This window comes from Halomonas sp. AOP43-A1-21, assembly GCF_052376775.1.
Classification (GTDB): Bacteria; Pseudomonadota; Gammaproteobacteria; order Pseudomonadales; family Halomonadaceae; genus Vreelandella; species Vreelandella colorata.
This window is the reverse complement of record NZ_JBQSWC010000015.1, coordinates 78,121-91,772: the sequence shown is the minus strand read 5'-3', so window position 1 is coordinate 91,772 and position 13,652 is coordinate 78,121. Positions and strand designations below refer to the sequence as shown.

Here is a 13,652-nt window from a genome sequence, read left to right as displayed (position 1 = left end):
ATTAAAGAGCTACCGAAGGACGCTGCCCGTTCGATGTGGGGCGTATTCTACCCAATTTCTCCGAAGGGTCAACCACTTTTTGCATTTCTTTTAAGACGATAGTGCATCTATAGAAGAAACGTCTTTCTTCCGGCTGCCTATAGCTATTCAGGCTTCACGGCAGCCAAGCGCGCGAGCAACTCCTGGCGTCTGGATTCAGACGTAAAGGCTTCGGTGATGGCATTGCGATTCAATTCGACAAAAGCGTCTTCATCCCAGCCAAATGCTTCAGCGCAAGCTATATGATTAGCCAACAGCCCACCACCGAAGTAGGCAGGGTCATCCGAACTGATGGTGACGTTTAGTCCTTTATCTAAAAGTGCTGGCAACGGATGGTCGATTAATTCATCAACCACCTTAAGACTAGTATTGGAAAGTGGACATACCGTGAGTACCGTTTGCTGCTCATAGAGGCGATCCACGACCTCATCACTTTCCAGGCAGCGGATGCCATGATCAATACGACAGACATCCAGCATATCCAACGCTTCGAGAATATACGCTGCAGGCCCTTCCTCTCCGGCATGAGCCACCCGAGCCAAGCCTATCTCTTTAGCACGGTTGAAAACGGCGACAAATTTAGAGGGCGGATGATCACGCTCAGCGCTATCCAGACCAATGGCATCCAGTAGCTTCCAATAGGGTGCCGCCTGCTCAAGCACCTGAAGCGCCTCATCGGCAGGTCTGTCGCGTAAAAATGCCATGATCAAACCAACACTTAGGTCTAGCGTTTGCTCGGCTTCTTCTTTGGCACGTAACAATCCGGCCATGACAACATCAAGTGCAATGCCACGCTGTAAGTGAGCCTGAGGGTCAAAATGCATATCAATGTGAACAACGCCTTCACTGCTGGCCCGCTTGAAATAATCCATGGCCAGATCAAAAAAATCCTGTTCGTGACAAAGAACATTCATGCCCTGGTAATACAGATTTAAAAACCCTTGCAGATCCTTGAACTGATACGCGGCCTTGGCTTCACCAACGGAGGCATACGGCAACGTGATGCTATTACGCTCCGCCAGCGCAAACATAAGCTCTGGCTCAAGAGAGCCCTCAATATGTAAATGAAGCTCGATTTTAGGAAGACGGCGTAAAAAATCCTGCATGACTTTTCCTTAGCGCTCTTAGAGTAAGCGCATTACTTTCTTTGACTGAGCTCTCCAGCACTTAGGTGCCAGTGGTGACTTATCTGATGTGCTAGTCCGCCAATCAAGCCGTGGTGAACAAAAAAGATAACGGTGCGCCCTGCTAACCACTTAGAAAGCGCATTGGCCACCTTTTCAGCAGTGTCATGATCGATCGCGGCAAAGGGCTCATCCAGAATAACCACCGAGGGATCCATTAATAATAGCCGAGCGAGTGCAACGCGTCGGGCTTGGCCACCCGAAAGCTGCTGGCCCCGCTCACCTACCGGCGTTTGCAGCTGCCTGGGAAGTGATTGAACCCACTCATCCAGCGCCATCGCCTCAAGCACATCCCACAGCTCGGCGTCGCTGGCATCAGAATTGCCTAGACGCAGATTATCTTCCAGCGAAGCATCAAAAAGATCCACCTGCTGCGTCAGCAATGCAACACGCTGGGATCGCTGACATTCAGGCACCCTAACAGGCAAGCAGTCACCTACGCTAACATCGCCGCTAGACGCTACAAGGCGGCCGGTTAAAAGCGCCGCCAAGGTACTTTTACCTGCACCGGAACGCCCCGTAATAAGCGCCTGCTCGCCTGGCATAAGCTGAAATGACACGTTAACAAGCGCTGGCTCTATACTGCCAGAATAGCGATAGGTTACATGATCCAACGACAAGTCAAGGCCGCGGGCGGGTAAGGACTGATCCTTATCCAATACCCCTTCAGACCCTAGTGCATTTAACCGCTCTGCCGCGGCGACGCTGCCACCCAAGCGCGCAAAAGCGCCAGGAAGCGGAGTGAAAACCTCATTAATACCCAGAAGCACCAGCAGCAGCATCACAAGAATAGGCCCGGCGATGACATCACTTGCCACCATCATACCGCCTACCCATACCATCCATAGCAACAAAAGCCCGGTAATGACGCCAATAATACTGTTACCCAAGGCAACGCTGCGCCCAAGGCGACGCTGATTATCTAACGCCGCCATTTCATGTGCCTGCACTTGATTTCGGTGCCAAGTGGCCGTGCGATAAGCTATCAGCTCCGCAGAGGCCTGCAACTGATCAACCACTAACCGACGAAGCCCTTCTTGATCAGCCACCTGGCGATGGCTATGCGCAAAGCTTAAGCGCGCCACTCCATAAGTAAGGCCCAACCAAAGGAGAAGCAGTACACCCCCTACCCAAAGCGCAACGCCGGGCAGCCAAATGGCAATAAAGAGACTTACGCCAGCAATGACCAGCAGACTAACCAGCGGTGGCATCAACAGCCGCAGATATAAATTATCCAACGCATCGATATCGGCGGTTAAGCGGCCCAACCAATCACTCACACGCTGGCGCCGTAAGGCAGCCTCATCTAACTGCATTAACTGCCCAAAAACCCGATAACGCAGATCGGCCAACAGGCGCAGCACTGTATTGTGGTTGTAAAGACGCTCAATATAGCGGGCAACCGTACGTAACAGCGCAAAAAACCGGATACCCCCACCCGGCACATACACATCCAATCTAGCGGGCATCCCCAACAAAAAGGCGATACCGGTTAACGCACAAGCAGTAATAAACCAGCCGGAAAGCCCTAATAGTGCAAGACCAGCAGCAAGGGTTAACCAAATGAGCAAAGCGCCCAGCATAAACTTTTGTCGGCGCTTCACCATTAGCGCCACCCAAGGCAACAGCGCACGTCGCGCTTGGGATAGCATGGCCACAGAAGATGACGCGTTATGTTTCATAACTTATCTCCTCCAGGTGGCCATTACGCATTTCAAGATGCCGCTGAGCTGCCTTAATAGCAGCCGGGTGATGAGTCGCCATGACCATTGTGCGTCCTTGGGCCGCCCACGTAAGCAACGCCTGAATAACCACCTCTTCGGTTTCTGTATCCAGGCTTGCCGTTGGTTCGTCGAGCAAGATCAAAGAGGCGTCACTCAAGTAAATACGTGCCAAGGCAAGGCGCTGCGCCTGGCCACCCGACAAGCCTAGTCCACGCTCACCTATCATTGAGTCCAAGCCATGGGGCAGCTTTTCTAACAGAGCCTTCAAGCCTGCCTGATGAAGCGCCTCCAGCATGGCCGGTGCACCTGCATGTGGGTTAGCTAAGTGCAAGTTATCAGCCAAACTGCCATGTAACAGACTTGGCTGCTGGTCGAGCCAGGCATAACGGGGTTGCGCTAGCTCCAGAGAGCCTTGAGATGGCATTAGAAAACCGGCCAACAGAGCCAGAAGCGTTGATTTACCGCTTCCCGACGGACCGCTAATGGCAATAATGCTACCTTTTTTCACCGTTAGATCAATCGGCCCTAACACCCGACCACGATTCGCGTACTCCACACTCACATTTTTCAATACGGCAATGTCATCGACCGCATCAGGCTCATTCAGAGAGCTTCGCTGCACGCTCGTTTCATTAAGCACTGTAATCAGACTTTCCGCCGCACCCAGCGCCGTTGCCCGGTCATGATAGTGCTGGGAAAGCGTCCTTAAGGGCTGAAAAAATTCTGGAGCAAGCAGCAATACAGCTAATCCAGAAAAGAGTGTTAGTGACGTTGCCGGCCCGTAATCGATATACCCAAGCAAGCCAAAACCCACGTACATCGCGATCACCGCAATAGCCACCGATGCAAAGAACTCAAGCACGGCAGAAGATAAAAAAGCCAGCCGGAGAGTCCGCATACTTAACCGACGGTAGTCATCAGTTGCCCACCATACATCTTTATGCGCACTCGCCGTTCTTCCGAATAGCTGAAGCGTACTCATTCCCCGCACGCGATCAAGAAAGTGGGCAGAAAGACGTGCCACAGCCGCAAACTGATCGCGATTAACCCGTTCAGCCCCCATACCCACCAGCGCCATGAATAGAGGAATGATCGGCGCGGAAATTAACAAAAACACAGCCACCAAATAATCAAGCCTGATCACGACCAAGAAAATCAGTAGTGGCAGCAAGGCGGTAATACGTAGCTGGGTATAAAAACGTGCGAAATAGCCATCCAGAGCTTCGATATTCTCCACGGCCTGAGTCGCCAAAGCCCCGCTTTGTTGGTAAGCCAGCCATACTGGCCCAAGCGCCCAACATTTATCTAGCACTTGGCGTCGCGCATGCTGGCGAATGCGCAAACTAGCCTCTAGGCTAATCGTTTCCTGTGCCCACTGACATATACCCCGCCCCAGCACACAAAGCGCCAGCAAAACCAGCACGTTAACAAGTTGATAAGGAGATTGCTGATGAACAGTAAGCTGCTCCACCAGCCACGCAAGACCGACTACGATGATAACCGTCTGCACGCCTGCTAAAACGCCAAGAAAAGCGGCGAGATGTAATCTTCGCCGCTCTAATGCTGCTAACGCTTTCAACCAGGAGCGAGCGGTCAACGACTGCTCTGTCATCTGGATGCCCCTGGCTTAGTGATATCCTTCACCCACACGCACCTTGCCGCGGAATACCCAGTATGTCCATGCGGTATATACCAGGATAATCGGGATAACAAAGAGTACGCCGATCAGAAGAAATAGCTGTGACTCAGGCGCCGACGCTGCATCCCACAGCGTGTAATTAGGCGGTACAATCATCGGCCATTGACTTACAATCAAACCAAGATAAGTGGACACATAGATGCCGATGGTAGCAAGAAAGGGATAGCTTTCACGTCGCTGCTTGACCGACCTAAATACCAGAAAGGCAAATAACAGCGCCATTGCCGGAAAGATCCAGATTAAACGAAGATTACCAAACCAGCGCTCCCAAACTACCTGATTTACAAAAGGCGTCCAGATACTGATGATGGCAAATACGACCAGCACCATGGCCAGCAAAATGGGAGTAATTTTATACGCCCATTCCTGCACATGCCCTTCAGATTTCAGAATAAGCCATGTAGAACCTAACAGCGCGTAACCTGCCATCAGACCCAAGCCGGTTACCACAGTAAAAGGCGTCAACCAATCAAACGCGCCGCCAGTATAAACAAAATTCTCGGTTTGGAATCCCTGAATATAAGCCCCCACAACGACCCCTTGAGCAAAGGCCGCAATTGCGGAACCCCAGCTAAAGGCACGATTCCACCAGTGCCGGTTACGGCGTGACTTAAAGCGAAACTCAAACGCGATACCGCGAAAAATCAAACCGGCCAGCATAAGAAACACACCCAGATAAAGCGCTGGCAGAAAGATCGAATAGACCAAGGGAAACGCCGCTAGTAGGCCAGCCCCCCCCAGCACCAGCCAGGTTTCGTTTCCATCCCATACCGGCGCGATGGAGTTCATCATTACGTCACGAGAGTCTTCATCCGGGGCGAACGGGAATAGAATGCCTAACCCCAGGTCAAAACCATCCATCAATACGTACATGATGACGCCAAACCCAATAATCCCAGCCCAAATAATCGATAGATCAAACATTTCCATGATTTAGCTCCTCACCGGGTCAACGTCGTCATCAAAGGGAGTATGGGCCGCAGATAACGGGCGTTTGGGGCGGTCGGCATCTCGGTCAGCCGATGCCTGTGCATGCTCGGGCAGCATGCCATTACGCACCACGCGGGTTATATAATAGATACCGGCGTAAAAGACGACGGCATACACCAACACATAACCAATTAACGTAGCCAAGGCCATCCAACCGGTCAGCGAAGGAGTAACCCCTTCTGCATGCGTCATCACTCCGTATACTAGCCAAGGTGCACGGCCCGATTCGGTAACTACCCAGCCTGCAAGAACGGCGATAAAAGGTAGAGAAATCATGCCCACCAGTGTCTTAAGAAATACTGGACTCTCATAGATACGACCTTTACGGCGCAGGAGAAGGCCAACAAATGCGGTTGCAATCATTAACAGGCCAATACCCACCATTACCCGGAAAGACCAGAAAACGAGCATGACAGGCGGCTGCTCCTCAGGCGGTACCTCGCTAATGCCTGGAATTTCACCATCAAATGAGTGCGTCAAAATGAGGCTTGCCAGATTGGGAATGCCAATAGCCAAGCGGTTTTCCTGAGCCTCCTGATCCGGCAGCGCAAACAACAGTAAGGGCACGTTAGTCGCCGTTTCCCAGTGACCTTCCATTGCTGCCACCTTAGTAGGCTGATGTTCAAGCGTATTTAGGCCATGATAATCGCCTACTACTGCCTGAAGAGGCGTCAAAAACAGCAGTAGCCATAAACACATTGAAAGCGCACGCCGATTGGCCTCTGGATCACGACCACGCAGCAAGAACCATGCGCTCACGCCGGCAACGACAAAACCACCGGTAATAAAGGAAGCCATTGCCATATGCGCAAAGCGATAAGGGAAAGAGGGATTAAAAATTGCTTCGCTCCACGAGGTTACGTGGAAGCGGTTATCGATAAGCTCAACGCCTGCTGGCGTATGCATCCAGCTGTTAGCCGATAATATCCAGAAAGCAGAAATAAACGTTCCCACAGCTACCATGGTCGCAGCCAGCAAATGGATGCCCTGAGGCACTTTTCCACGGCCAAAAAGCAATATGCCCAAGAAAGCTGCTTCAAGGAAGAAAGCGGTCACCACTTCGTAGCTGAGCAATGGGCCAATGAAATTGGACGCCGCCAGAGAGAAGTTGCTCCAGTTCGTACCAAACTGGAACGACATCACAATTCCTGACACAACACCCATACCAAACACAACGGCAAACACTTTTGTCCAAAACAGCGCCAGCCGGTCCCAGGCCGGGTTTTGCGTTTTGAAAAAAAGTCCTTGTAATAGCGCAATATAAGACGCCAATCCAATCGTGAACACAGGGAATATAGTGTGAAAGCAGACAACAAATGCGAATTGGATTCGCGACAACATTAAGGGATCGAGTTCCATTACACGCTCCTAGGCCTGAATTGATATCCCATTCATGGTTAATACAAGCTTAGTTGTGCCTCGCGGGCTGTGCATTTTAGTTATAAGCACCTAAGCCTATTCTTTACTTATATTGTCATCTTACTGACTTACCTCTTACTATACACCGACCAATTTTCTTCAAAACGTGTCTCATTGACGCACATCAAATAACGCCGATAAATTATTAAGATAAAACTACAATACTCACCATATAGCCGGTATAAGCTATAAAAAGAGTAAATAGCACGCCGCCCTCCAAACGATTAATTCGGCGAGGGCGTCCACGCCAGGAAAATGCGAACAGGATCATCAGCAGTGTCATACAAGTCATGATGCTCCAATCACGCACCAGCACTTCGCGGCCTGCATCGATCGGGGCAATAACCCCCGCCAATCCGACCACCGCCAAACTATTAAACAAGTTAGAACCCACGACATTGCCCAGCACCATGTCGTGCTCTTTACGGCGCAGCGCACTAATTGATGAGGCAAGTTCCGGCAACGATGTGCCTACCGCCACGACGGTTAAACCGATAATCAGGTCGCTCACTCCAAAACGTTGAGCAATTTCGACCGCTCCCCATACCAACATGCGCGAGCTAACAATCAAAAATACCAAGCCAACCAATGTCCACATAATAGCTTTGCCACGTGACATGGACTTACTATCGAGCGATTCAGACACATCATCGACAAGTGAGTCGTCTTGCTGTTTTTTCGAGCGGATGATACTAAAACCAATAAACACGGCCAGGGTCACTAGCAAGACAGCCGCCTCCCAACGTGCAACCCAACCGTCCCATAGCATGAGACCGGTAATAAGCGTGACCAGTATGAGAAACGGCATCTCTTTACGGATAACGCTTGAGTGCACGGCCAAGGGAGCGATGAGCGCCACAAACCCCAATACCAGGCCAATATTGGCAATATTGGAACCATAGGCATTGCCTACCGCCAACCCTGGATTACCTTGTAAGGCAGCTAATACAGACACCATCATTTCTGGCGCTGAGGTACCAAACCCAATCACCAGCATACCGATCAGCAAGGGGGAGAGGCCGAGCCAGCGTGAGGTAGCGGCAGCGCCGTCAACAAACTTCTCAGCACTCCAGATCAATAACACCAATCCTACCAATACCGCTAGAACAGGAAGCAACATTTCATTTCCTTATTGAACAAATATTAGGCACTATCGCGGCTGCATCCTTGACTAACCCGATGCTCCGGTCAAGTACGATATAAGCTATTATTTGTCTAAGCCGGATTTGTAAGCTAAATGGCCTAGACTCTGTTAGTTTTACTTTGAATTCGCATTGAGAGTGTCGCATTTGCCCCACTATCGTTTGATGAAACGCCCTTCACTTCCGGTCAATACGCCTCTGGTAGATCGCTTACCGCCTGAAACCCGTGTTCAGCGCAGGCGCTTACGAGCATGCCATGAGTGTGACTGGATTTCGGCATTACCCCCCTTAGGGTCTGGAGAAAAGGCCAGCTGCCCGCGATGCTCGCATGTATTGGTCAAACGTCACCGCTACCCAGCTCAGCGTAGTATGGCATTAGCTATTGCGGCACTTATTGCATTAATAGTGGCAGTATCGTTTCCGTTTGTGAGTTTCAACGTTAGCGGTGTTGGGAACCGTATTGAGCTATCGCAGACCGCAACCACCCTTATTGCCTTTCATCAGCCCGTGGTTGCCATCATTGTTATTATGACCATTGCCGTTCTACCAGCGGTTTACCTGCTCAGTGTTATCTGGCTACAGTTTGGTCTTTTGCATGGCAAGCCTTTAGCATTTAGTCGCGATATTGCGCGCTCTCTTGCCCATCTGACGCCCTGGATGATGGCCGATGTATTTATTATTGGGGCGCTGGTAAGTTTGATCAAAGTAGCTGGCATGGCGGAGATAGAGCTAGGTATTTCATTCTGGGCATTTTGCGTCTTTGCGATACTTTTATTAATGACCACTCAATCAATTGATGCCGACTGGATGTGGTTCTCTTTAGAAGGGGAGCCCCTTGCCCCGGAAGGCACACAAACTGGAATGACCGCATCCCGCCAGGACCTTACAGGATGCCCTACCTGTGGGCTTATCAATGCGTTTTCCCGCGGACGCAAGTCACGCTGTATCCGATGCCATGAAAAGCTCCACCATCGATTACCGTTTAGCTTACAGCGTACCTGGGCGCTGCTCGGCGCTGCCACCATCATGTATATTCCGGCCAATGTTTATCCTATTATGACCACCACCAGCCTAGGGCACAGCGGCTCATCTACGATTATTGGTGGCGTGGTTCAGCTCATGCAAATGGGCTCCTGGCCAGTGGCGGCGGTTATTTTTATTGCCAGCGTTATCGTACCGGTAGGTAAGCTGCTTGCACTTTCATGGCTATGCATTGCGGTACAGCGCAGCGGCCGTCCCAACACCATTAGCCGCACCAAGCTTTATCGAATAACCGAATTCATTGGGCGCTGGTCAATGGTCGATGTATTTGTGGTCGCTATTCTGGTTGCCTTGATTCGCGCTGGCTCACTCATGTCGATTACCCCCGGCCCTGCCGCACTGGCATTTTCCTCAGTGGTGGTTTTGACTATGCTCGCCGCCATGACTTTTGACCCCCGTTTAATATGGGATGCCCCCGAAACCAAGGCATCCACACCAGATAATCGCCACTCAGGGAGCCATTAATGGGTAATGATACCCCGATAAACAATGAGCAAGAGCCCGACCTGAACAAGGCCAAGTCTTCTCGGCAAACTCGCCTTTCGCCCATATGGATTGTGCCTATCGTGGCCATCATTATTGGGTTATGGCTGGTATATGATAACTACACCAGCCGCGGTACGCTGATCACCTTGACCATGAACAATGCTGAAGGTATCGAAGCGGGTAACACCCTCATTCGTAGCCGCAATGTTGAAATTGGGCTAGTGCAAAACGTTCAGCTCTCTGAAGATTTGAGCAGTGCCGTTATCACGGCTCGAATTCAGCCCCAGGCCGACAAACTGTTGCGCGAGGATAGCCGCTTCTGGGTTGTTAAACCGCGCATTGGAAGGGAAGGCATTAGCGGCCTGGGTACTGTACTCTCAGGCGCCTATATTCAGCTTGAACCTGGAACCTCCGAAGAGCAGCGCCGCGAATTCCCGGTTAGCGATGTGCCACCGGTCGCGACGGCAGGTATGGCGGGTCTCAATATCAGTTTAATTAGCCAGTTGGGCAACTCACTGCGCGTGGGCGACCCGGTTTCTTACCAAGGTTATACTGTTGGCCGGGTGGAAGAAGCCAGCTTCGATCCTGAATCACGCACCATGCAGCATCAGGTTTTTATTGAAGAGCCTTATGCGCAGCTAGTTACCGACAGCACGCGCTTCTGGTCGTCCAGCGGCGTAGATTTTCGTCTGGATGCCAATGGCTTTCGAGTGAACGTCGAATCCCTGGAAGCGCTGCTGGGTGGCGGCGTGACGTTTGGCGTGCCTGAAGATTTACCTATGGGCAGAAAGGTCGAAGCTGGCGCCCAGTTTAATCTTTATGCTGATGAAGATGACGCTCGCGAAGGCACCTTTAACCGCTATTTAGAGTACGTCTTATTGGTTGATGATACGGTTCGTGGGCTTTCACGCGGGGCACCCGTTGAGTTTCGCGGCGTTCGAATGGGTACCGTAGCGGCGGTACCCTGGAACTTTACGGCGCCACAACCAGACTCCCGTGCCCGTTTTGCAATTCCCGTGCTGATTCGCATTGAGCCACAGCGCTTGGGCATCGAAAACACAGATGTCGACCTGGAAGAGTGGGAAGCCCGCCTTAATCGCTTGTTTAGCATAGGGCTTCGCGCCTCGCTTAAAAACGGCAACCTATTAACCGGAGCGCTATTTGTCGATCTTAATTTTCAACGCGATTCAGAAGAGAGATATATCGCTGAAACGTTTTCAAACCGAACGGTTTTCCCCACCGTGGCGGGAGGATTTGCTCAAATTCAGGCGCAAATCACCAGTTTGCTGGATAAATTAAACGCGCTTGAAGTAGAACCCTTGCTCGCCGGACTGGATCGTAATCTGCAGGCTTCTGAACGAATGCTTGATGAAGTGCGTGACGTCAGCACATCGCTTAACCAGCTGTTAAATGATCCTGAAACCCAGGCGGTGGGCGGCAATCTCAATGCAACGCTTGAAGAGCTTCGCAACACGCTGCAAGGTGTTTCGCCCTCTTCGCCAGCGTACCAGGATCTTACTTCAGCCATTGAGCGACTGGACCGGTTAATGCGTGATCTTCAACCACTGACCCGCACCCTGAATGATAATCCGCGGGCACTGCTGTTTGATAACCTGGATGCTCAAGATCCGATACCGCGTGCACCGCGCTAAGAAGGACAACGTTATGCGCTTACTATCTACAAACCGCTTATCGCTACTGAGTTTGAAAGGCTTATCGCTGCTGGTCGCGTGCCTTATGCTTACCGCCTGTGCAAGCAGCGTCACTCCACCTGCGCGCTATATGCTACCCAACAGTCAGCTAGCCAATACGCCGAATAATCCTCAGGGCACGTTACAGCTGAGTTCGCCGCGGCTTGCCCACTACCTGGACGTCGATGGCATCATTATGCAGCTGGATGATATTACGCTTAACGAAGCGCGCGAACACCAGTGGGCTGAAAGCATTGGCCGCCAGCTTGCGCGCAGTTTGCGCACGCGCTTATCTCAAGAGCTGCCGCTGATTCGCGTGGTGCGTGACGATAGCAGCCAGCCCGAAGCGCTTAGCCTGCGCCTGGAAGTCGACCAGTTCCAGGGGCGTCACGACGGTTTGGCGATTGCAACCGGTCAATGGCAGTTGCGCAGTACCAGCAACGAGCTGCTTGCCATGAAGACCTTTGCAGCACAAACGGCGCTGGATGACGACGGCTACCCCGCTTTGGTGCGCGCCTTAGGCGCCAGCTGGGATGACGTGGCCGAACAAATTGCCGATCAGATACGTCAAGGCAACTATTTTAACTAATCAAGATCTCACTAAGCCTAGTCTCGTCAACCAAACGCGACAAGAATGCCCGCCTTGTACAATCTTCATGTTACACTGGCGGGCATATTATGGGTTGCAACCTATCGCAATGCCCGCTGTCAGTACTACCCACTGTTAAATGCCCGTCTCTTCCATACTGACCACACTATTTCGTTATGGTCATTCGTGGCTAATCAACGATCATCGCGGTGTAGCGAATTATCTGGCAAACTTCGCTGCCGCGATGATTATTATCCTCGCCTTTTGAAAAAAATACGCCTAGCAACAACGCTTTTTAAGCAGCTGTTGCCTTGCTAGGCGACTGCGGAGAACGCATGAGCTTTTCTGAACTTGGTCTGCATGAAGATTTATTACGCGCCGTTACGGCGCAAGGCTATACCCAGCCTACCCCGATCCAATTAAAGGCCATTCCGGTTGTTTTAGAAGGTCGCGATTTACTCGCGAGCGCCCAAACGGGCACAGGTAAAACGGCAGGTTTTACCCTGCCGATGCTGCAGCGCCTTTCAGGCGGCAAACGCCCCGAAAAACGCCAGGTTAGAGCGCTGGTGTTAACCCCAACGCGCGAGCTGGCAGCCCAGGTAGGGGAAAGTGTATCCACCTATGGCAAGCACCTCGCTTTACGCTCGCATACTATTTTTGGTGGCGTCGGCCAACAGCCTCAAGTCGATGCGATTAAAGCTGGCCTGGACGTATTGATTGCCACGCCGGGTCGCCTGCTGGACCTTCAGCAGCAGGGCCATGTCGATCTTTCGGCTATCGAAATTTTAGTGCTTGATGAAGCCGACCGCATGTTGGATATGGGATTTATTCACGATATTAAACGCGTGCTGCGCCTGGTGCCCAAGCAGCGTCAGAATCTGCTGTTCTCAGCCACGTTCTCCAATGAAATTCAAACGCTGGCCCAGCAGTTGCTAAATAACCCAGCGCTTATTGAAGTTGCTCCGCGTAACACGACCGCCGAAAAAATCGAACAGGCCGTTTACCGCGTCGACCGTGATAAAAAGCGCGAACTGCTGGCCCATCTGATTCAGCGCCATGGCTGGTTTCAGGTATTGGTTTTCACCCGTACCAAGCACGGAGCCAACCGGCTTGCCGAGCAGCTTTCCAAGCAAGACATTCCGGCCATGGCGATTCACGGCAATAAAAGCCAGGGCGCGCGTACACGAGCGCTGGGTGCGTTCAAAAGCGGTGATTTACAGGTACTGGTCGCCACCGATATCGCCGCGCGCGGGCTTGATATCAGCGAGCTCCCCCACGTAGTGAATTTTGAACTGCCTAACGTCGCCGAAGACTACGTACACCGCATTGGTCGTACAGGCCGGGCCGGCAGCAATGGCGCAGCAGTTTCATTAGTATGTGTCGATGAGCATGGGCTGCTGGGCAATATCGAGCGCTTAATCAAGCAAAACCTGACCAAGCATATCGAACCCGGCTTTGAGCCCGACCCGAACGCCAAACCCGAGCCCATCGAGAATGGCCGTCGTCAGCGCCAGCCTCAAGCTCGTCGTAAACCGAGTGGCGAAGCCGCAAAACCCAGCGGTGAACGCCGCCGGCGCGCGCGCCGCTAGCCCAGCGGGAAGGAATATGCGAAGGTTATGCCCTCGCATATTCCGATGCGTTGACTAAC

The 13,652-nt window shown here is 51.9% G+C and carries 10 protein-coding genes; 4 read left to right on the top strand and 6 right to left on the bottom strand.

Annotation, left to right across the window (positions count from 1 at the left end; genetic code table 11):
- Positions 1 to 143: 143 nt before the first annotated feature.
- The 6 genes from ACT3R7_RS10310 to ACT3R7_RS10285 all read right to left on the bottom strand — a co-directional run bounded on the left by ACT3R7_RS10310 (position 144) and on the right by ACT3R7_RS10285 (position 8,175).
- On the bottom strand, positions 144 to 1,145 hold the full coding sequence (locus ACT3R7_RS10310) for an adenosine deaminase (RefSeq protein WP_192538237.1): 1,002 nt from the start codon (positions 1,143 to 1,145) through the stop codon (positions 144 to 146).
- 32 nt (positions 1,146 to 1,177) lie between these two features.
- On the bottom strand, positions 1,178 to 2,905 hold the full coding sequence (gene cydC, locus ACT3R7_RS10305) for a thiol reductant ABC exporter subunit CydC (RefSeq protein WP_193091657.1): 1,728 nt from the start codon (positions 2,903 to 2,905) through the stop codon (positions 1,178 to 1,180).
- On the bottom strand, positions 2,895 to 4,559 hold the full coding sequence (gene cydD, locus ACT3R7_RS10300) for a thiol reductant ABC exporter subunit CydD (protein ID WP_193091658.1): 1,665 nt from the start codon (positions 4,557 to 4,559) through the stop codon (positions 2,895 to 2,897). The genes cydC and cydD overlap by 11 nt, the downstream gene beginning before the upstream one ends.
- A gap of 15 nt (positions 4,560 to 4,574) precedes the next feature.
- Positions 4,575 to 5,576 (bottom strand): cytochrome d ubiquinol oxidase subunit II, encoded by a 1,002-nt coding sequence (gene cydB / locus ACT3R7_RS10295; protein ID WP_192538240.1) that lies wholly within the window; start codon positions 5,574 to 5,576, stop codon positions 4,575 to 4,577.
- Positions 5,577 to 5,579: 3 nt separating this feature from the next.
- The gene (locus ACT3R7_RS10290; RefSeq protein WP_192538241.1) at positions 5,580 to 6,995 is read right to left on the bottom strand and encodes a cytochrome ubiquinol oxidase subunit I; all 1,416 of its coding nucleotides are present in this window, start codon (positions 6,993 to 6,995) and stop codon (positions 5,580 to 5,582) included.
- Positions 6,996 to 7,200: 205 nt separating this feature from the next.
- Positions 7,201 to 8,175, bottom strand: a complete 975-nt coding sequence (locus ACT3R7_RS10285) for a calcium/sodium antiporter (RefSeq protein ID WP_192538242.1) — start codon at positions 8,173 to 8,175, stop codon at positions 7,201 to 7,203.
- Positions 8,176 to 8,362: 187 nt separating this feature from the next.
- Here ACT3R7_RS10285 and ACT3R7_RS10280 point away from each other — a divergent pair, with 187 nt between their 5' ends.
- From ACT3R7_RS10280 to ACT3R7_RS10265, 4 genes are all read left to right on the top strand, one after another.
- Positions 8,363 to 9,703, top strand: coding sequence for a PqiA/YebS family transporter subunit (locus ACT3R7_RS10280; RefSeq protein ID WP_496199027.1), 1,341 nt, complete (start codon positions 8,363 to 8,365; stop codon positions 9,701 to 9,703).
- Positions 9,703 to 11,376: an intermembrane transport protein PqiB gene (gene pqiB / locus ACT3R7_RS10275; protein ID WP_193091659.1), complete on the top strand. Its 1,674-nt coding sequence runs from the start codon at positions 9,703 to 9,705 to the stop codon at positions 11,374 to 11,376. The genes ACT3R7_RS10280 and pqiB overlap by 1 nt, the downstream gene beginning before the upstream one ends.
- 13 nt (positions 11,377 to 11,389) lie before the next feature.
- The gene (locus ACT3R7_RS10270; RefSeq protein WP_192538244.1) at positions 11,390 to 12,004 is read left to right on the top strand and encodes a PqiC family protein; all 615 of its coding nucleotides are present in this window, start codon (positions 11,390 to 11,392) and stop codon (positions 12,002 to 12,004) included.
- A gap of 335 nt (positions 12,005 to 12,339) precedes the next feature.
- A complete protein-coding gene (locus tag ACT3R7_RS10265; RefSeq protein WP_192538245.1) occupies positions 12,340 to 13,593 on the top strand; it encodes a DEAD/DEAH box helicase in 1,254 nt (417 codons plus the stop codon).
- Positions 13,594 to 13,652 lie beyond the last annotated feature (59 nt).